General features: G+C 38.1%; 27 protein-coding genes. 18 read left to right on the top strand and 9 right to left on the bottom strand.

Features of this window, described 5'->3' with window-relative positions; all coding sequences use genetic code 11:
* Nucleotides 1–4: 4 nt before the first annotated feature.
* The 8 genes from ABN217_RS17080 to ABN217_RS17045 all read right to left on the bottom strand — a co-directional run bounded on the left by ABN217_RS17080 (nucleotide 5) and on the right by ABN217_RS17045 (nucleotide 6,006).
* On the bottom strand, nucleotides 5–643 hold the full coding sequence (locus ABN217_RS17080; RefSeq protein WP_349459680.1) for a hypothetical protein: 639 nt from the start codon (nucleotides 641–643) through the stop codon (nucleotides 5–7).
* A 1-nt stretch (nucleotide 644) separates the two neighbouring features.
* Nucleotides 645–1,100 (bottom strand): hypothetical protein, encoded by a 456-nt coding sequence (locus ABN217_RS17075; protein WP_349459679.1) that lies wholly within the window; start codon nucleotides 1,098–1,100, stop codon nucleotides 645–647.
* An 8-nt stretch (nucleotides 1,101–1,108) separates the two neighbouring features.
* Entirely contained in the window at nucleotides 1,109–1,606 is a 498-nt protein-coding gene (gene ssb / locus ABN217_RS17070; protein ID WP_349459678.1) for a single-stranded DNA-binding protein, read from the bottom strand.
* A 1-nt stretch (nucleotide 1,607) separates the two neighbouring features.
* Nucleotides 1,608–2,132: an HD family hydrolase gene (locus ABN217_RS17065; protein WP_349459677.1), complete on the bottom strand. Its 525-nt coding sequence runs from the start codon at nucleotides 2,130–2,132 to the stop codon at nucleotides 1,608–1,610.
* Nucleotides 2,133–2,212: 80 nt separating this feature from the next.
* Nucleotides 2,213–3,109 carry a recombination-associated protein RdgC gene (gene rdgC / locus ABN217_RS17060; protein WP_349459676.1) on the bottom strand — a complete coding sequence of 299 codons (897 nt, stop codon included), beginning with the start codon at nucleotides 3,107–3,109 and terminating at the stop codon, nucleotides 2,213–2,215.
* Between the two features lie 687 nt (nucleotides 3,110–3,796).
* On the bottom strand, nucleotides 3,797–4,906 hold the full coding sequence (locus ABN217_RS17055) for a helix-turn-helix domain-containing protein (protein WP_349459675.1): 1,110 nt from the start codon (nucleotides 4,904–4,906) through the stop codon (nucleotides 3,797–3,799).
* Nucleotides 4,899–5,228 carry a type II toxin-antitoxin system RelE/ParE family toxin gene (locus ABN217_RS17050; protein ID WP_349459674.1) on the bottom strand — a complete coding sequence of 110 codons (330 nt, stop codon included), beginning with the start codon at nucleotides 5,226–5,228 and terminating at the stop codon, nucleotides 4,899–4,901. The genes ABN217_RS17055 and ABN217_RS17050 overlap by 8 nt, the downstream gene beginning before the upstream one ends.
* Nucleotides 5,229–5,331: 103 nt before the next feature.
* The gene (locus ABN217_RS17045; protein WP_349459672.1) at nucleotides 5,332–6,006 is read right to left on the bottom strand and encodes an XRE family transcriptional regulator; all 675 of its coding nucleotides are present in this window, start codon (nucleotides 6,004–6,006) and stop codon (nucleotides 5,332–5,334) included.
* A gap of 95 nt (nucleotides 6,007–6,101) precedes the next feature.
* Between ABN217_RS17045 and ABN217_RS17040 the strand changes: the two genes are divergently transcribed.
* From ABN217_RS17040 to ABN217_RS16960, 17 genes are all read left to right on the top strand, one after another.
* Nucleotides 6,102–6,329 carry a helix-turn-helix domain-containing protein gene (locus tag ABN217_RS17040; protein ID WP_349459671.1) on the top strand — a complete coding sequence of 76 codons (228 nt, stop codon included), beginning with the start codon at nucleotides 6,102–6,104 and terminating at the stop codon, nucleotides 6,327–6,329.
* Nucleotides 6,330–6,367: 38 nt separating this feature from the next.
* Nucleotides 6,368–6,826 carry a YmfL family putative regulatory protein gene (locus ABN217_RS17035; protein WP_349459670.1) on the top strand — a complete coding sequence of 153 codons (459 nt, stop codon included), beginning with the start codon at nucleotides 6,368–6,370 and terminating at the stop codon, nucleotides 6,824–6,826.
* Nucleotides 6,827–6,914: 88 nt separating this feature from the next.
* Nucleotides 6,915–7,124: a hypothetical protein gene (locus ABN217_RS17030; protein WP_349459191.1), complete on the top strand. Its 210-nt coding sequence runs from the start codon at nucleotides 6,915–6,917 to the stop codon at nucleotides 7,122–7,124.
* Nucleotides 7,114–7,293 (top strand): DUF4222 domain-containing protein, encoded by a 180-nt coding sequence (locus tag ABN217_RS17025; protein ID WP_017827295.1) that lies wholly within the window; start codon nucleotides 7,114–7,116, stop codon nucleotides 7,291–7,293. Before ABN217_RS17030 ends, ABN217_RS17025 begins: the two co-directional genes overlap by 11 nt.
* Before the next feature lie 9 nt (nucleotides 7,294–7,302).
* A complete protein-coding gene (locus ABN217_RS17020; RefSeq protein WP_349459669.1) occupies nucleotides 7,303–8,421 on the top strand; it encodes a phage replication protein O in 1,119 nt (372 codons plus the stop codon).
* Nucleotides 8,421–9,059, top strand: coding sequence for a phage N-6-adenine-methyltransferase (locus ABN217_RS17015; RefSeq protein ID WP_287217070.1), 639 nt, complete (start codon nucleotides 8,421–8,423; stop codon nucleotides 9,057–9,059). The genes ABN217_RS17020 and ABN217_RS17015 overlap by 1 nt, the downstream gene beginning before the upstream one ends.
* Entirely contained in the window at nucleotides 9,056–9,448 is a 393-nt protein-coding gene (locus ABN217_RS17010) for a hypothetical protein (RefSeq protein WP_006533945.1), read from the top strand. Before ABN217_RS17015 ends, ABN217_RS17010 begins: the two co-directional genes overlap by 4 nt.
* A gap of 72 nt (nucleotides 9,449–9,520) precedes the next feature.
* The gene (locus ABN217_RS17005; RefSeq protein ID WP_100159840.1) at nucleotides 9,521–9,907 is read left to right on the top strand and encodes a RusA family crossover junction endodeoxyribonuclease; all 387 of its coding nucleotides are present in this window, start codon (nucleotides 9,521–9,523) and stop codon (nucleotides 9,905–9,907) included.
* Nucleotides 9,908–9,925: 18 nt separating this feature from the next.
* Nucleotides 9,926–10,729, top strand: a complete 804-nt coding sequence (locus ABN217_RS17000; protein WP_349459668.1) for a KilA-N domain-containing protein — start codon at nucleotides 9,926–9,928, stop codon at nucleotides 10,727–10,729.
* The gene (locus ABN217_RS16995; RefSeq protein ID WP_349459667.1) at nucleotides 10,726–11,751 is read left to right on the top strand and encodes a DUF968 domain-containing protein; all 1,026 of its coding nucleotides are present in this window, start codon (nucleotides 10,726–10,728) and stop codon (nucleotides 11,749–11,751) included. Before ABN217_RS17000 ends, ABN217_RS16995 begins: the two co-directional genes overlap by 4 nt.
* Before the next feature lie 27 nt (nucleotides 11,752–11,778).
* A complete protein-coding gene (locus ABN217_RS16990) occupies nucleotides 11,779–12,558 on the top strand; it encodes an antitermination protein (protein ID WP_349459666.1) in 780 nt (259 codons plus the stop codon).
* A 168-nt stretch (nucleotides 12,559–12,726) separates the two neighbouring features.
* Nucleotides 12,727–13,329 (top strand): tetratricopeptide repeat protein, encoded by a 603-nt coding sequence (locus ABN217_RS16985; protein WP_252957114.1) that lies wholly within the window; start codon nucleotides 12,727–12,729, stop codon nucleotides 13,327–13,329.
* Between the two features lie 100 nt (nucleotides 13,330–13,429).
* Nucleotides 13,430–13,774 (top strand): hypothetical protein, encoded by a 345-nt coding sequence (locus ABN217_RS16980; RefSeq protein ID WP_349459663.1) that lies wholly within the window; start codon nucleotides 13,430–13,432, stop codon nucleotides 13,772–13,774.
* Nucleotides 13,775–13,873: 99 nt separating this feature from the next.
* Complete coding sequence (locus tag ABN217_RS16975) at nucleotides 13,874–14,143, top strand: phage holin family protein (RefSeq protein ID WP_049257304.1); 270 nt, start codon at nucleotides 13,874–13,876, stop codon at nucleotides 14,141–14,143.
* Nucleotides 14,143–14,613 carry a lysozyme gene (locus ABN217_RS16970; protein ID WP_349459662.1) on the top strand — a complete coding sequence of 157 codons (471 nt, stop codon included), beginning with the start codon at nucleotides 14,143–14,145 and terminating at the stop codon, nucleotides 14,611–14,613. Before ABN217_RS16975 ends, ABN217_RS16970 begins: the two co-directional genes overlap by 1 nt.
* Nucleotides 14,595–14,753 carry a hypothetical protein gene (locus ABN217_RS16965; RefSeq protein ID WP_349459661.1) on the top strand — a complete coding sequence of 53 codons (159 nt, stop codon included), beginning with the start codon at nucleotides 14,595–14,597 and terminating at the stop codon, nucleotides 14,751–14,753. Before ABN217_RS16970 ends, ABN217_RS16965 begins: the two co-directional genes overlap by 19 nt.
* A gap of 2 nt (nucleotides 14,754–14,755) precedes the next feature.
* A complete protein-coding gene (locus ABN217_RS16960) occupies nucleotides 14,756–15,229 on the top strand; it encodes a lysis protein (RefSeq protein WP_349459660.1) in 474 nt (157 codons plus the stop codon).
* A 129-nt stretch (nucleotides 15,230–15,358) separates the two neighbouring features.
* Here ABN217_RS16960 and ABN217_RS16955 read toward each other — a convergent pair whose 3' ends face one another.
* Nucleotides 15,359–16,078, bottom strand: a complete 720-nt coding sequence (locus tag ABN217_RS16955) for a hypothetical protein (protein ID WP_349459659.1) — start codon at nucleotides 16,076–16,078, stop codon at nucleotides 15,359–15,361.
* Between the two features lie 479 nt (nucleotides 16,079–16,557).
* Between ABN217_RS16955 and ABN217_RS16950 the strand changes: the two genes are divergently transcribed.
* Complete coding sequence (locus tag ABN217_RS16950; protein WP_349459658.1) at nucleotides 16,558–16,875, top strand: hypothetical protein; 318 nt, start codon at nucleotides 16,558–16,560, stop codon at nucleotides 16,873–16,875.
* The last annotated feature ends 203 nt before the right edge of the window (nucleotides 16,876–17,078 follow it).

Below are 17,078 nucleotides of genomic sequence, written 5' to 3'. Positions count from 1 at the left end.
ATTTTCACCCCACCTTTTTAAACTCAATCACCCATACCCACGGATTAGACAACCAACTTTCAGCTCCATATATTTCTTCCCATAATGTAGGGAATTGATCGCTAGGTGTAAGAGCCTTATCGGGAACACCACCTCCACGCCCATACCAACAACCTTCAGATTTAGCATCATCGTTACTGATATCATTCAGGCGCTCAACACGAACATCGGTGATTTCTAACGTAATGCGTGAAGCCCAGCGAGGCATGTGTATAGATGGAGTCCAGCCAATCATTTCGGCACCATCCCAAGATGCACGATAAATACAATGCTCTGGAGTACAATAGCATTGAGGTATCATGCTTAATTGTGAGTTTTTACATCCATAAAACTCAACATCACCCCAAGTTCCATCGCGAGGAGCATCAGGCATCCATGTTTCACGAACCCAAAGACGATCACCGATTTTACCAAGAGGGCACAAATTATGTTTTGGAGCATCAAGTACATGTGTGGTTGTGCCACTTCTTGTTTTGGTCGGCTTTTTTAGCCATATTCCATTATCAGGCATTACATTTTTGACGATGCGACGAGTTTGAGTTTTACGCCCATCTAAAATGGCGCGTACCATTTCTGCATTAAAAATAATTCCGCGTTCTTTCATATCATCCACCTATACGCGTAGCTGTTCTAATACGCTGGTAGATTTCGTGTGCTTGAATTCTCTCTTCGCCGATATCGCAAGCACAGAAATATTCATAAGCTGTTTTTTCAGCTTCTCGATGGGCTTTTGAGAGATGTTCTTTTAATTGATATTTTGAAGAGCGTAACCAAAGGCAGACGGGGCCATCTTCACTTTCGTATATAGCTCCAATAAACCAGCCTTCACCAGGAGGTTCCGTTGGCATCCAAGCTGATACATTAGGGTTACCATTAGTAAAATAGTTCTGGAAAACAGGTGTATTCTCTCCGACATCTTCACTCATATAAATACAGCGTTGCTCTAATTGGTTATCCGTTACCCACTGCATAATTTCATTACTATCTTCGGAATATGGCAGTTTTGAATGAGCCCAATAACCATTTTCATCATATTCTACAAATTCTGGAGTAATTGACATAAAGCCTCCTAAATCACATTAATTAAATGGCGTGGATACATAAGCCCAATTGGAGCAAAGGGAATATCATCCTCAAAATCCATTGGTGGTTGACTACTTTGGGCTTGAGGTTGAGCTGGTGGCTGATTTTGCTGTGCAGACTGTGAACCTGCTGATTTACTAGCACCACCCAGCATTTGCATTTTCCCACCAACATTGACGATTATTTCAGTTGTATAACGTTTAACACCGTTATCATCCCATTCGCGGGTTTGTAATTGCCCCTCGATATAAACTTGTGAACCTTTACACAAATAACCACCTGCGATATCTGCGAGCTTTCCAAACAAAACAACACGATGCCATTCTGTCTTTTCACGGTTTTCACCCGTCTGTTTATCTCGCCATTTTTCACTTGTGGCCACAGCTAAGTTAGCAACAGCACCACCAGAGGGAAGATAGCGAATTTCAGGATCTCGCCCTAAATTGCCAATGATGATTACTTTATTTACTGATCCGTTAGCCATTTTATATTCCTTTATAAAGCTCGTTAAAACGACGCAAAAACTGAGTTTTTGCTTGTGGTGGGGTTAATGGATTAACAACAAAATCACTTGCTGGAATACCTTCAAGCATTAACCAATTACTACCAACGTCAATTTCCAAATCACGCTTTTCAGTTGCTAGCATCATTAGATCAGCAAAATGAACAGAGTCAGATATAGTTGATGGCAATCCAAACTTTTTTCGGATCATCTTTTCTACACGTAACTCAATTAACCTATATTCAGGCAATAGTTTTTTAAGTGGGGATGGTAGATCTTTGATATAAGCTTCACTAGCGTCATGAAGTAAGGCTTCTAAAGCATATTCAGGAGCAACTAAATAGCTAGCATATACAGAATGTTGAGCAACTGAATAGAAATTATCAATCTGCCCATTAAAGCGACATTCATTAGCAAGGCCACTGGCAATATCTTGAATATCTATATCTTCGAACCGTACATCGAGATAATAGAAATGTTTATTTGTTGCTGTTGCAATATAAGACATTATTCTCTCCACACAATTTTAGGTAATAAGAATCTCTCTCGAATTAATCGAGATTAAATTTCCCTGATGTTGGTTAATTATTATTTTTCTTTATATTTTAATAAATCAATTAAAATATCTATGGTAAGTGTTATATAAAACATAATGAGAGAGCATTCATGTCGATAGCGATAAACTTTATCTTTATCATCAAACTCAATTTTATTTACCGGCTTAATTCCTTTGAAGTGAAAGTCACTAGTAAGTTTAAATTGTATGTCATTTGTATATAATTGAATTAAATTAATTTTAAAGTGATTATTTAAAGAGTCAAAAAGCACATCTCTTATAGAATTGAAATCAGCATCATATTTCACAATTTCTTTTTTGTTATCAATTTTTCTTTCAAGTAAATAAAATTGACCAAGATAGAAGTCATTTCCAAAACAATCTGCTTCTTCTTCATTGTTCAATGTATTTAACAGCCTAGTAGTTAGACCTTTTGATACATCATTAATATGAATTGTTTCTGTTTTGACTGAGCCACATGCTTTGATCAACGTGCTGATAGCTGAATTTGCAATATTTTTATTAGAACTGGCCACCAATAAACATTCTTTGCTTGAATGATATAAAACGAGTGTTGTAATTGTTTTTACAAAAGCTTTTCTAAGAAACTCCTCTGTAACTGTATGTTTAATATCAAGAGCGCTAAATTCAGCGTCACTATCAATTAATTTACTGATACGGTCATCAACTTCTTTTTTAATAACGGCATTGGGTAATATTTTCTGATCAAAACGAAATGTCAGTAAATATCCACCTGTAATAGGGGTTACTAATTCATTAGTAACCGGGTTTGGTATATAACCATAACTACAAAAATGTGATTCTAACACTTCAGTAAATGGAATTTTACTTAGGTGATCGGACATCGCTTCTGCACTTGGTAGTTGCGCTCTATACACAATTGCATTTTTTAACGAAGGGCGTGACATATTAATTTCTCCTCACACAGTTTATTCACTTCACACAATAAGAAAGGGCACTAGCTACAGTGGATACCTGATATGGACTGTCATGGATGGATGCCAGTACCCTTACTTATTGTTAGATTCATAATCAAAAAGAGCGGACCACCTGTGGTTTCATCAGCCCGATTGGGATTCGGATTTCTAGCTGACTGCAGGTTACTTTTTTTCACGCCCACGCTCTTTGGTTATAAAACTAACTTTATAAAAATGGCTGACTGAGCAGAACATTATCACCACACCCCCGTTAATGGTTTAAGACTCAGCCAGCCATTGTTTCTCTTCACACGTTCTCTTCACACATAAAAATCATTCACTTTGTATCTGAATAGCACTTTTATTTATGTACTCTGCTATTTCAGTATCCAGTCTTGCTAATTCATCCACCAGCCTTTCACGCTCAGCACGCAATCTGTTCAGTTGTCATGATTACTCCCATAACTTAATACATTTTTCATCAACTATTATTATCTGATAAAGGAAGTATATGCACCAAGCACAAATGCGTCAAGCGCATATTTGAATTTATACCAAAATATAAAAGGACAAATTTTATCTGTTTATTTTTTTATTTATGTATTTTAAAAAATATCAGACTGGAATGCAGAACACTTCTCTGAAGGGGGAAAAAGCCCTCGCGGTGGAGGGCTGGGGTTATTTAAATTGCAAGCCTTGCTTTAAATCATTCATCCAATTGATTGGAATATACTCGTCATGCTGTAATCTTCCGATGACTATACCAGGGTGAATTCCTATCATTTTAGAAAAATGATTAACTGCATCTCTATTTCTAAGTTCAGGAAGGTATTTACTATATTCCTCTGGTATCAAATATTTTCCCGCCCATTCGTTAGCTTCTATCTCATATTTATCTTGAGATCTTGTGGCGTTAGGGTCATCTAGGAAAATGGATTTTTTATCCTCTTTAGTATCAGAATGAAGTAATATATGAGCTGCCTCATGGAAGAACGTAAACCAAAATTTATCGTTTGTTTTTCCATATAGAGAAAGCTGAATTAATGGCCTTGTAGGGGTAATCCATCTAGCGACCCCACTAACATGCGATCTAGGTATAGCAGGGACAAGAACCAGCACTACACCAGACTCAAGAAGTAACTTTCTCATGACTGGCTCGAAAACTTCAGCCTTTTCGATAGTTAATCCACGTATTTCTTTTAGAGCTTTTTCAAATTTGCTTTTATTGAATTTAGGAGCATTTATCGATTCGGATTCCTGTTCTCCAAGCCTTAACCATGACGATATAGCGCCTACATCACATTGTTCTTCTCTGCTTCGTCTAAATGAAACCTGCATTCCGCCATATATATCACGCCACTCATCAGGAGATGCAACACCAAAAAACTTCAAGCAGGACACGACTATTTTTGATTTATGTTTAGGAATTACCCTTATTTTCTCTATAGCGCCACAAGACATTAGATCCCTAACTGGGACCTCATTAAGCCATGGCTCCCATAAAGAATGTTTTTCAGCTGCGTCAATTCTTGATTTATGCGCTTGATAATTGGCTTCTCTGGATAACCAGAAATCGGAAGATCCACCTAACACGCGTTCCAGTTTTTCTGCTGTTTCTGTGGTGAGGGATGCCTTCCCATTTACCAGCAGGCTTAAATGCTTCTCGCTAAATCCTAATCGTTTAGCTAGCTCGGATTGAGACCATCCGCGCTCTTCAGAAATATCAAGTATGGTTTCGCCAGGTGGGGAGACCCAGTCCGGCGCAAAACTAGCACTCAGATTAGTCATGATAATCCCCTATATATTCAATACAAATGATAGTTACTCTATCCCAATCTATACCACCATCTGGCTTTGTTGGGCATGGGTCATTGGATGGGCTAAAAACTAACCTATAACCACCGTGAAGATTAAGAGCAAACTGACCATCACGATCTCCTTTTAGAGGGTGAGGATTTCCGACAACCAAATCAGTAACTCTACTGGCAGATTCTAAATCACTTAGTCTTGTTCTTAATTTTTTAGCACAAAGAGAGCCTAATTTTTTCTCTGCCTCCTTTTGTTGTTCGCAAATTTTTTTTATTTTGCTATCTTCAAATAAAATTTCCAAGACGCCATTATCCTATCATTCTTTACCGATTTGGTAAAATAAATTATAACTTGAGCTATTAAATTTCCACCACACCCCAAAGCATATTGTCAGGCCATTGGGACTAGTCAACTAATGGCGGAACAAGGCTTAGCTTTGTTTCACGCTCACAACTATCAATGTATTTTGTAGGCTTAACGATAGCTGACACATAATGCATAGTATCAACTTGCTCTGGTGATAGAGTGATAGGCTTATGTGAGTTATTGATACTTGTAAACTGATAGTCACCATTTCTTGTTTTATTGAAGATTTTAATCATATTGTGCCCTTCAGCTGAGCGAACAAATACCTCATCACCGGATCTAACTCTAGTATTTGGTTCAACAACAACAAACTCACCAGACTGAATACGAGGCCACATGCTATCGCCTTTAACTTTCAATCCGTATGCGTCCTTATCGTCGCTATATATCTTCAACCAGCCGTTGTGCTCTTCAATCATATCAACGGCACCATCAACACCTAAGAATGCCTCACCACGTACCTGAACCATTCCTGATGGCACTTTCCCAATAAATTCGATTTTATCTAGTTCTGGTAGTTCTTCAGTAAATAAATCAGCAACAGATACACCAAGTGCTTCCGCTATTTTTACTAAAGTGTTTTCTGTGTAGCCTTGTATGTTTCTTTCAAGGCGAGAAATATTGCCCACGTCACTGTTAATGGCTGTGGCCAACTGAAGGATTGTCAATCCTTTTTTCTTTCTCAGTTCTCTAATTCTTGTTCCTATTTTCATACCTTAATTCAACTTTATTTATGCGTACAGCACAAAGCGCATTGCGCATATTTTGTTGTGTGATAATATGCGTGTAACGCATTTAAGGAGGCGGTATGCAAACACCATTAAGAAAAGTTCGGGTAGAACTAAATCTAACCATTTCAGAAGTGGCCAATGCCATTAATTGTGATGTGGGAAACCTTTCGCGACTAGAAAGAGGCATTCAAGCAGCCTCTTTGGAACTCGCTGAAAAATTAACAGCTTTTTATCGCGGGGAAATAACTGAATTAGAGATCTTATACCCACATCGTTACCAACAACAAAATAGCAAAATCGTTTAAAGCAGTTAACTACAAGAATTTATTCAGGGTGGTAGGAAATGAGTAACCAATCAATAAAACAGGTAGTGAAAGAAATGTGTGAGGCAATAGCTGGTGGGCGTGAGGCAATGGCTGGTGCGCTTGGTCTGTCTTTAACATCATTCAACAACAAGCTTTATGAGAAAAACGGTTGTCGTTCGTTTGATTTAAACGAGTTATTAGCGATGCAAGATATCTCTAAGACCGTTTTATTTGCTGAATTTGTCGCTCGTGAATCAAACCGCTTGCTCGTGGACAGAATTAGTCCTGCTGATTTAGATCAGACAGAACTATTCACATTACGTAGCAATGTTGACGAAATGCAGGGGCGTTTAGCGTTACTGATGAAGGATAGCTTGGCTGATGGCGTTATTGATAACGAAGAAGAGCAGAAAATAAAAATGATGTTGGATGGATTAATTTCACAGATCCGCACATTTATGAATGCGTTTGTTTCATTGCATCAAAAGAGAAATTAAAGATGGCTATATCCAGAAAGGGTGAAGCCAAAGGTGTACGGCCTCTGGCTTCGGTTTGCAAATTTCAATTGTGTGAAGAGAAATTAGCATGAGTAGATTAGCGCATTTAATACCTAAAAAGCAATTCCGTTGTTTACCTGTCTCGGGTAGTCAGTCATTTCGCTATGTAGAAATCATAGTCTCTGATGAACAACCAGACAACTACAAGAAACCTGCATATTTGGTAGATAGACAGTCGCTTAAAAAGGCATGGGCTGATTTTTATTTTTCAAGTGGAGAGCGGGGCAATGAACAATGAGAACCCAAATCAACTCGATCGCTACTACAAAAATCACAGGGGTATCGTTGTTCATGTTGTTCGTTATGACAGAGAAAAACAGCGCGTTATTTTTATGCTTGATGGTTGTGACGACCCACAGTGTGAACCTGTACAGCGTTTTAAAGAGAAATACACCAGAGTTAAGTGAGGCGTTGCTATGACGACTATTTTTGATGTTGTACAAGCTATGTCAGGGCAGAAAAACGTCATTGTTATTCCTGTTCCTTATTTAGATTTTTTCAAAGGTGATCAGCAAGCTCACGCCTTGTCTGCAATTTTAAATCAACTTGTCTTCTGGTCTGGTGTTTCATCAAGTGCTGATGATGGTTGGTTTTATAAAAGCCATGAAGAGCTGGCAGAAGAAATTCACGGGCTTTCTGGTGAAGAGCAAGCTCGACGCCTCGTTGATAAATTACGTAAAAAGTATTTCCCTGGTGTGATTGAAACTAAGACAAAAAAGGTTAACGGTACCCCTGTTACTCACTACAAGATAGATGGTAATAAACTTATCTCTATGATTTTCCCGTCTATTTCTGAAACGTCGAAAATGAGGAATGGAAACGTCGAAACTGCGGAATCGGAACGTCGAAACTGCGGAATGGAAACCGCAGAAATGCAGAATCATGGAAACGTCGAAAGTGAGGAATCCTATCTTTATACAGATCTTAACTCAGATAAAAACTTACAGATCACTAAAGACCTTTCGTCGCAGAATTCTAACGAATCCAGCGACCAGCCGAAAAATGATTTTTTAACTCGTTATCCTGAAGCCGTGATTTACAGCGCTAACTTTCAAAAATGGGGCGATGAAGGTGATTTAAAAACGGCGAAATGGATGTTTGGTCGTGTTAAAAAACTGAATTCATCTGCACTAGAACCTACTTGGTATGACTGGGCGAACGATATTCGTTTGATGCGTCAAATCGATGGGCGTACTCATGAGCAAATTTGTGCGTTGTTCGACTGGGCCAACAAAGATTCATTCTGGCACCAAAACATTTTAAGCCCTCGTAAATTACGTAAACACTTTGATGAGTTGATCGTTCGTAGCCAAAAGCCAAAGGATGAGCCGAAGGTTCAAGTTGATACCGTTGAACGTGACAGCGCCTTCTCTCGCTTGATTGGTTCTCGTTCTAAACCTCAAAACCGTATTGAAGAGATCGCACTTGAATTAGCAGGTAAGACAGGCATTCGTCGTATGAGTGAGTTTTCTGGTCGTCAAGCATGGAACAGCATTTGGAAACAAGCGACTGAAATGTCACAGGAGGTTCAGTAATGATTGATTACGCACTGAAATTACAGGAATTAAAAAGCCAATCTGCTCACAAATTAAAAGAAATTGGTGATCAGTGGCGAACACCTGAAAATCTGTATTGGGGTATCAATTCGCTCTATGGACCTTTCACACTAGATCTCTTTACCGATGCACAAAACAGCAAATGCCCTCATTTCTACACCGTTGAGGATAATGCGCTTACCCAAGATTGGTCGGAAAAACTCAAAGAAATTGGCGGTTCAGCATTTGCCAATCCTCCTTATTCACGTAGTTCATATCATGAAAAACAGGCTGTCACAGGTGTTCGCCACATTATGAATCATGCGTTGGCTATGCGTGAAAAAGGCGGGCGTTATGTTTTCTTGTTGAAAGTGGCCACAAGCGAAACATGGTGGTGTGAAGAAGCGGACCATATTTGTTTTATTCGCGGTCGTGTTGGTTTTGATGTTCCACAATGGTTTGTTCCAGTAGATGAAAACCAAGTACCAACAGGGGCATTTTTTGCTGGTGCTATCGTGGTGTTTGATAAAACGTGGAATGGTAAAGCCATTGATTACATTCAACGCAGTGAGTTAGAGCAAATCGGCAAAACATTTATTGAACAAGCGAAATGGCTTGTATCGAGAGGTGTCGCATGAAAATCACAGAGCAAATCTTAGCGTTGTACAAAGTTGGTGAAGTAGTAGATCGCGACATTGTTACTCGTGATTTAGACACTAATTTAGCTGGCGCATCAAGAGCGTTGGCACACCTTTGGACTTTAGGTGCATTAGTCAGAATTAGCGAAGAACGTCCATTACGCTACAGAGTAACTAAAGAGGCAGAAAGAGTTTATTCAGCAATAACAGAATCACGTAAATCAGGTGAGTCAGTCTACATTGAAAAGTTGAATATTCAGAAGGCTAAAAAATGCGCTTTGCCAACTATCAGATGGGTAAAACACGCCACTTCTAATTTTGCACTCATGGGGAAATTACCAACCGAGCCCTACGATTCATTAGTAAGTTCAGTAAGAGGTAATCACTAATGCTAACTAAATACATTTTGTTCGTTGGTTTTTGGTTTGTAGTGACATTGCTAATTGGTTTATGGGGGACTTATGCCTGAACTCATGCTTACGTTGCCATTTCCACCTAGCGTAAATACTTATTGGAGAAATACCAAAAGAGGAACCTTAGTTAGTGCAAAAGGGCGAGTCTTTAGAGCAAATGCGATTGCAGCAGTCTATGAACAATTAAAGCGTAGACCTAAAGCTATTGAGAGTGATGTGTTTGTTTCAGTGAAATTATATCCACCAACTAAGCAGGCTAGAGATATTGATAATTTCTTAAAGGCACCTTTTGATGCGCTTACTCATGCGGGTGTATGGGGGGATGATAAACAGATTAAAAAAATGGATGTTGAATGGATGGACGTTATTAAAGGCGGGAAGCTTGAAATAACCATTCGTCAGCATAGTAAAAGCGTGATGTACGGTCACGAATAAAACGTGGAGAGAAATAGCATGAATGGATTAATTGTTATTGATGGTTTTCAGGTTCGTAGAGATGTAGCCGGTCGCTATTGTTTAAATGATTTACATCGAGTATCGGGTGGTGAAAAACGACATCAGCCGTCGAATTGGAGTTCATTAGCTCAAACTAAAGAGTTAATTGATGAAATTTCGACCGCTCCTGAGATCACAGGAGCGCCTATTGTTACTGTGGCTGGTGGATATAACCAAGGCACTTATGTTTGCAAAGAATTGGTTTACGCCTATGCAATGTGGATCAGTGCTTCTTTTCATTTAAAAGTGATCCGCACCTTTGATGCTCTAGTGACACAACAACATCAAGAGAAACTCAGTGATAAAGTGCAGGCGGGCGTGATACTACTGGAATCAATGTCTAAAAGTTTAAATTTCTCGAATTCATCAAAGTTAGGCGCTTATCAAAAATTACAAGCAATGGCGGGCTTACCTGAGTTAGCGCCTGTTTACGCGATTGATGCGCCAAGTGGTTCCATGGATGGTTCAAGTCGTCCAACAGTAGCTTTATCAACTCTGATTAGAAAACACCAATTACCTATTTCAGCCCAGCAAGCTTATAAACGGTTGGCCGATCTCGGCATTGTTGAACGTTTATCTCGGCCAAGTACGAAAACAGCTAACAAAGTGAAAGAGTTCTGGTCAGTGACTGCAAGGGGCTGTCAGTTTGGGAAGAACATGACCAGCCCTAATAATCCTCGTGAAACCCAACCGCATTTCTTTGAGAGTAAAACGGATGAACTGATCCGTATGGTGATGCTGAATAAACAGGTGAGTGCATGAAATTATTATTAACGCCTTATATTCAGCCAGAACTGGGCGTTGTATTACTTAAACCGGGTGCTGAATTACTCGAGCAATTTAAGAAGCATCACCGCGTGATTATTAGCGATGTTCCAAAAAGTTTAGATGTGTTGCCCTCAGGCGCATTAACGGGTGATGAACAGCCAATTTTAAACAATAAGCACATCATTCAATTTCTCAATAACAAAAAAGTAATCCACACCATCGATAAAGTATCACCGATGGACTCTTGGGTTATTAGTAATATCAAATACTGTCAGATTGATAACGATGAAGATAATTATCATCACCATGAGTTAGTAACGACACTTAATGAGGCTGGCGTGATCCGCACTTGTTGGCATCACGATAATCATATTCGTCATTCATCAGCAGGTTGGGTTGCTGAATTAGCTCATAAAAATCGTATTAATTGGATGTTAGATACTATCCGTTTTCGTTTGAGATTAGATAGCGGACACCAGCTGACAATACCTGATTTTTTCTCATTTGCAGTAATGCATAACTTGGTTGATGAATTACCCGAAGTGATATTACGCCAGATTTTGAGTTGGTCAGATAAACAAGAGGAACGCAAAGTTCATGGTGGTTTTCCTGAAGCTGACATTATCCCAAGTAACGTAACAGCATTATCAGCAATGAATGAGCGTTTAGATGCGATAAAACCGGTTATTAAAGTTGTCGTTGATCCTGAGCCACCAGCGTCATTTCTTCTTAAACCTAAAATGCAACGCTGGGAAAATACCAACTGGCTTCAATGGGTGAAAACTCAACCGTGTTGCGTGTGTGGGCAACAAGCTGATGATCCGCACCACATCATAGGCCATGGCATGGGAGGCATGGGTACTAAAGCTCACGACTTATTCACTATTCCATTATGTCGTATTCATCATGACGAGTTACATCGAGACCCAAAACAGTGGGAAGTTACTCACGGCAATCAACTCGAATTGTTGTTTCATTTTTTAAACCGTTCATTAGGTATCGGTGCATTTATTTAACGTGTGTACGGCACGAGGAGTATTAGCATGAAATTAGAGTCAGCATTAAAACAATTTTATCCAAAGTCACCGATGATCACCGATACACCAAACTGTACAGATCCCAATAGAATGAAAGGAATGGATACTGCAGGGGCACTAGGCATGACAGAGCAACGTGCTAAGTTTGGTATGTCTGCTTTTTTTGCTAAGAATGACGTGAGTGAAAAAGATAAGTTCAGCACTGTAGAGCAGTTAACGCAATATGCACTTAAAGTAACCCCAAAGCTGGTGGCTAAATCGGCGGGTAATAAACTGGGGTACTGTTTGGTTATATTATCAAAAATGGCGTTTGAAGATTACTCTCGTTCAGCAGGTTCAGTGTGTGAATGCCCTAACTGCAAAGGTAGAAAGCTTATTTATAACCACAAAGACGTTATTAAATATCCCGGTATTACAAAATCAAATGGCGAAGTGATTACAGAACCAGTGATTAAAAATGAACTGGTTGGTGATAAGTGCCAAACGTGTGGAGGGAAAGGAACTATTACACATCGATGCCGTTGTAATGGGCGTGGTCAAGTCTTGGATGAGGTGCAAACAGAATTACAGGGAGTGCCTGTATTTAAAGAGTGCCCTCGTTGTGCTGGTCGTGGATATAAAAGAATGCCTTCTTCAGTAGCATATCAAGCTATTAGTAGACTATTACCAGAACTTAATGAAAGAACATGGCGTAGAAATTGGAAACCATTCTATGAGAAGTTAATTAGTAAATGTTTTAGTGAAGAAAGCAACGCTGAGGTGGTATTTAACCAAGTTACTAAATGACTGGTTTTATATACAGACAAAGGTTGTATTTTGTCCGAGCTTGGATTAAAGTCTTTTCATAGTGGGAAATTTATACTCATTCAAACTAAATTAAATAAACCTTACCTTTAAGAGGTTTATTTAATTAGCTTTATTATGTGATTATTTAACTAAGTTTTGGAAAATGTGATGTTAAAATATAAAGTATTATTCCTCTTGATATTTTTTTCACCACTAAGTTTTAAGGTATATGGTAATTCTTATTCAGTGAGTGAGATAACCTCTCGAGCTGAAAAAGGAGATAATTTATCTCAGCTTGATCTTGGATATCTTTATTTTAATGGCTGGGGAGTTAATCAAGATTTCTCAAAGTCATTTTATTGGTTCCAAAAATCTGCTGAGCAAGGGAATATTGAAGCCCAAAAATCATTATATAGAATGTCTTGGCTAGGCAAAGGAGTTAGGCAAAGCTATCAACAAGGAGTCTTTTGGCTACAAAAAGCCGCAGAGGGAAAGGATGTAGAATCACAAAGAAAATTAGGGGATTTATATTTAAGTGATTGGGTTGGCAAGAATGATTCTGTTTATAAAGACCATGAAAAAGCTATCTATTGGTTGAAATTAGCTTCAAAAACTGGGGATGGGAAGTCCTTGCTCTCATTAGGTAATTTTTATTTATCTGGAAATGATGGCACTAAAAATAAGGAAGTAGCTATGGATTATTATAGAAGGTCTTGCAATTCAGGTGAAGAATTAGGATGTATAATGTACAATAATTTAAATAAAAAATAGTACATATTATTCTAATTATTTTTTCCATATATCACGTCTAGTTTATTCGCATTATTAAATAAAGATCGCCGACGCGGTCTTTTTTCGTTTAGAGGCTGATATGACGATTAATAATTTAAAAGCAATCAATGATCGGTATATAGCCGAAGAGCGGAGAAAATCGGTTATTGAAAGGGCTGAGAAAAAAGTCAGTACATATAACGCAGCTAAAAAAATATTTCAAATGGCAGAATCTGGTGAATGCGTTAAACATGGGAATGGTTATATTGATGTGATCCTCCATGACTACAATATTAATTATTTTCTCTCGCTTTTGAGAGGAACTAAATTATTTAAAAAATACGATAACAAAATCTATCAGCACAGAACGTGCAAGAGACTATTTCTCTATGAGCGGCTAAATGAGTTCGGTGGAGTCAATTTCGCCAGAATTATCCTTTCCTAATACGCAGGCCACAGTATCAAACACACACTAATCACTTCACACAAGAGCTGTGTGTCTGCATCCCTTCAACTAAACTCGGACACTCCGTAGGGGGTGTATATGCGCATGGACAAACTAACCAATGCTACCTACGGAACGGCTGGCTTAACTGCCTTTTTTGCAAGTCTCTCATTGTATGAATGGGGATTTGTAATAGGGATGGGATTCAGCATGCTCCTTGGATTAGCAACTTATCTGATGACATGGCGAGAACAACGAAAACGAACAGCGTTATTTGCTGAATTAGTTCATCGAAATTGTTCTAGTGATCCGCAAGACATAGAAAAGATAGTTGGCGAGATGCTGACTAAAGCTAAAAAGGACATTTGATGAACCTAAAACAAAAGGTGGCAGCAGTTGCGAGTGCCGGTGCTGTAAGTATTGCGGTAACAGTGATTGGTCATTTTGAGGGAGTACGCTACGAACCATACCGTGATGTTGTTGGTGTGCTGACTGTTTGTTATGGCCACACTGGAAGCGACATCATTCAAGGTAAGACATACACACAGCAAGAGTGTGATGAGTTACTGCAGAAAGACTTTATCAGAACTCAACAACAAGTTGATGTCCTGGTTAAAGTGCCAGTAGATGATAAAACAAAAGCCTCTCTATATTCCTTTGCCTTTAATGTGGGTACCACAGCCTTTGCACGTTCTACGTTGCTAAAGAAATTAAATGCAGGCGATCAGTATGGTGCATGTGAAGAAATGAAACGCTGGGTTTATGCAGGTGGAAAGGTTTGGCGAGGGTTAGTCAGTCGTAGAGATGCGGAGTCAGCACTATGTCATGGGAACCTTTAATTATCGTTATTAGCTTTATCCTCGTATTGCTCATCACAGTTGCTGGTGGCATTTATCTCTCAATTGATAATTCATGTGTTAACGATAAAGCCAGTTTAGAAAAGCGCTGTCAGGTAGCTCTCTCACATCATCGGTACTAATTATGAAAATAGGCGAAACAACAGTGTCCATTGGTATTATCTTGGTGATGGTCATCTGTATTGCGTGGCAAAGTAACCAACTTGATAAACTGAGTGAAAGTATTACCAAGTTAGAAAAAGACAAATCATCACTTACTGATCAACTCTCACAACAAATCGAAAACAACAAAGACTATCAAGCTCGTATCACTCGATTAAACCAACTCGATATTAAATACACTCAGGAGTTAGCCAGTGCAAAGAATGAAATTAGTCGCTTACGTGATATTAGCGATCGCAATCCTGAGCGGGTGTACATCAAAGCCGAGTGTCCAAAAATCTCCATCACTCCCACCACCAGCTTGGATGATGCAACCACCGCCAGACCTACTGACACCGCTATCAGAAATTATTGGTTACTCAGAGAGCGAATTGTACAATCAGAGAAAGTGATATTGGGATTACAGGATTATATTAGAACTGAATGTATAAAATAAAAAGTTGTATGCGTACAAATAAAAAAAGCTCCAATAGGAGCTTAAAATAATAAAATTTTGTTATATCTTCTCAATATATATTCTAGCTAATTTTAATGTAACAGATAAAAATTTATCTATCTAATCCAATTAAACTGATGTAAAATCAATAATTCTACATGGTCTATAATTAATTGATTTTAGATTGAAAAAACCATCTGTAGTAAAATGATTTAAATAAACCTCAGAATCAAATCCAGAAGGTTCAATCCCATTTTTTAGTAATTCATCAAATGTATATCTTACAGCTGAACACATAACTGGAATTATATTTAAATAAACTTGTTCAGATGGATATCTATTATTAATAGCATGGTTTTTAATAGAATTTAAACTTAACCCATCTATGATGATTTTTTTATTTTCAGGCTTAATATACTTTCCATTATCCAATTGAGTGAAAATATCATCAAGTTTATAATAATATTGCATAACATGTGAATCTACATTTAGAGAATTATAACTACAAAGTAGAAATTCAGCGCCATTATGTTTTTTATATCCACTATTTCTAACCATTGCTCTATTCCAGCTATTAAATAATGAATGATCTCTATGATGAATTGCATTTCTTATAATAATTAGAAGTGATGCTGAAGGGTTTTTGAAATAATTAACTTTTTTTTTGCTAGTATCATATAAGGTGTGAAATGATTCTAATATTGCTTCAAAAGCTCTATCATGGTTGTCTACAGCTTCCTCTTTATCTATGTGGATAAGATTTTTTACCGAGAACGAACACTCACCAAATAATCGTAAAGCATTACATAACCGCTCAATAGAGTGCTCAATAATTTCTTTTTTCATCATGTGTTGGCTCTTTATTCCAGTATAAAGAGTTAATTATAGCGTATTAACAAACCATGGTCTTTAAAGATAAAAAACATGAGATATTATCTTTAAAAAATTCATATTTTAATTCAGTCAAAACTAAATGTAGTACTTTAGGTGATGCTGTATTCAGTCGTGTGATTACTAGCGGTAAGTTAGTGCCAGACATGAATACTCAATTGGCAGATTTACGTATGCGAGTAGATCGGCAAAATACAGCTATTACCGGCACGAGATGCTGAACGCCAAGCATGGGAGAAAGCTGTAAGTGAACTAAATAACAGAACGTGGTGTAGTCAGAAGTAAGGAGATGAACATGGCTAGTCAAGGCTTTAAGAACCCTATTTTGCCCCCAAAAAAACCTTAATATTAATAGGGATGTTAATATGGTTGACGCGACAGCACAGCCTCTTACACTATGAGTCAGGTTATTAGACTGTAAATAAAAAGGTGTGCAAATGGATAGTGAAGATGTTTTATACGATGTAATTATCATCGATGGAGAGCGAACACATGAGGTGTTTAGGTTCAACAGATTTGTGGTTGAATTAGGATGCTTCACGCTGACTGAGAAGACTGGCATTAGAAAGTATCATATAAAAGAATATGTATTAGGCCGTGAAATTTATTTAATTGGCGTATCTTCAGCAGCAAATATCACATTGACTGAAGAAGAATTTAAGCAGTTGTTTAATAATGCGCTAATTGAAGGTGCTAACACAAGCCCACCCAACACTCCATTTAGAATAAACCCATTTAAATACTTAAATTTATAAAAAACAATTTAATTGAAAACAATTGGTTAATTCAAAAGGTACTCCCGGCGGGATACCCTCTCCACGGGGCGGCGCGCACGCGGGAAACGGCTAGTTTTCTGATTTTCATGGTGTCAGCAACAGGTCTCATAATTGATTGATATATATAGATATAAACAGTATTGAGGTGGCAATATTATTTAATTGTTGTCACCTCAATGCTA

It is taken from the genome of Proteus sp. fly-1067 (genome assembly GCF_040139345.1).
Classification (GTDB): Bacteria; Pseudomonadota; Gammaproteobacteria; order Enterobacterales; family Enterobacteriaceae; genus Proteus; species Proteus vulgaris_B.
The sequence above is the reverse complement of the archived record's forward strand: the minus strand, read 5'-3'. Positions and strand labels throughout refer to the sequence as shown.

Bases quoted from the DNA above. Each gene is read 5' to 3' on its own strand.
- ABN217_RS17080 (WP_349459680.1), bottom strand. From the start codon at position 643: ATGAAAGAACGCGGAATTATTTTTAATGCAGAAATGGTACGCGCCATT.
- ABN217_RS16960 (WP_349459660.1), top strand. From the start codon at position 14,756: ATGAAAATAGGCGAAACAACAGTGTCCATTGGTATTATCTTGGTGATG.
- ABN217_RS16980 (WP_349459663.1), top strand. From the start codon at position 13,430: ATGACGATTAATAATTTAAAAGCAATCAATGATCGGTATATAGCCGAA.
- ABN217_RS17065 (WP_349459677.1), bottom strand. From the start codon at position 2,132: ATGTCTTATATTGCAACAGCAACAAATAAACATTTCTATTATCTCGAT.
- ssb (WP_349459678.1), bottom strand. From the start codon at position 1,606: ATGGCTAACGGATCAGTAAATAAAGTAATCATCATTGGCAATTTAGGG.
- rdgC (WP_349459676.1), bottom strand. From the start codon at position 3,109: ATGTCACGCCCTTCGTTAAAAAATGCAATTGTGTATAGAGCGCAACTA.
- ABN217_RS16990 (WP_349459666.1), top strand. From the start codon at position 11,779: ATGAAATTAGAGTCAGCATTAAAACAATTTTATCCAAAGTCACCGATG.
- ABN217_RS17000 (WP_349459668.1), top strand. From the start codon at position 9,926: ATGAATGGATTAATTGTTATTGATGGTTTTCAGGTTCGTAGAGATGTA.
- ABN217_RS16965 (WP_349459661.1), top strand. From the start codon at position 14,595: ATGTCATGGGAACCTTTAATTATCGTTATTAGCTTTATCCTCGTATTG.
- ABN217_RS16975 (WP_049257304.1), top strand. From the start codon at position 13,874: ATGCGCATGGACAAACTAACCAATGCTACCTACGGAACGGCTGGCTTA.
- ABN217_RS16995 (WP_349459667.1), top strand. From the start codon at position 10,726: ATGAAATTATTATTAACGCCTTATATTCAGCCAGAACTGGGCGTTGTA.
- ABN217_RS17010 (WP_006533945.1), top strand. From the start codon at position 9,056: ATGAAAATCACAGAGCAAATCTTAGCGTTGTACAAAGTTGGTGAAGTA.
- ABN217_RS17030 (WP_349459191.1), top strand. From the start codon at position 6,915: ATGAGTAGATTAGCGCATTTAATACCTAAAAAGCAATTCCGTTGTTTA.
- ABN217_RS17040 (WP_349459671.1), top strand. From the start codon at position 6,102: ATGCAAACACCATTAAGAAAAGTTCGGGTAGAACTAAATCTAACCATT.
- ABN217_RS17035 (WP_349459670.1), top strand. From the start codon at position 6,368: ATGAGTAACCAATCAATAAAACAGGTAGTGAAAGAAATGTGTGAGGCA.
- ABN217_RS17075 (WP_349459679.1), bottom strand. From the start codon at position 1,100: ATGTCAATTACTCCAGAATTTGTAGAATATGATGAAAATGGTTATTGG.
- ABN217_RS17055 (WP_349459675.1), bottom strand. From the start codon at position 4,906: ATGACTAATCTGAGTGCTAGTTTTGCGCCGGACTGGGTCTCCCCACCT.
- ABN217_RS16970 (WP_349459662.1), top strand. From the start codon at position 14,143: ATGAACCTAAAACAAAAGGTGGCAGCAGTTGCGAGTGCCGGTGCTGTA.
- ABN217_RS17045 (WP_349459672.1), bottom strand. From the start codon at position 6,006: ATGAAAATAGGAACAAGAATTAGAGAACTGAGAAAGAAAAAAGGATTG.
- ABN217_RS16950 (WP_349459658.1), top strand. From the start codon at position 16,558: ATGGATAGTGAAGATGTTTTATACGATGTAATTATCATCGATGGAGAG.
- ABN217_RS17015 (WP_287217070.1), top strand. From the start codon at position 8,421: ATGATTGATTACGCACTGAAATTACAGGAATTAAAAAGCCAATCTGCT.
- ABN217_RS17005 (WP_100159840.1), top strand. From the start codon at position 9,521: ATGCCTGAACTCATGCTTACGTTGCCATTTCCACCTAGCGTAAATACT.
- ABN217_RS16985 (WP_252957114.1), top strand. From the start codon at position 12,727: ATGTTAAAATATAAAGTATTATTCCTCTTGATATTTTTTTCACCACTA.
- ABN217_RS17025 (WP_017827295.1), top strand. From the start codon at position 7,114: ATGAACAATGAGAACCCAAATCAACTCGATCGCTACTACAAAAATCAC.
- ABN217_RS17020 (WP_349459669.1), top strand. From the start codon at position 7,303: ATGACGACTATTTTTGATGTTGTACAAGCTATGTCAGGGCAGAAAAAC.
- ABN217_RS16955 (WP_349459659.1), bottom strand. From the start codon at position 16,078: ATGATGAAAAAAGAAATTATTGAGCACTCTATTGAGCGGTTATGTAAT.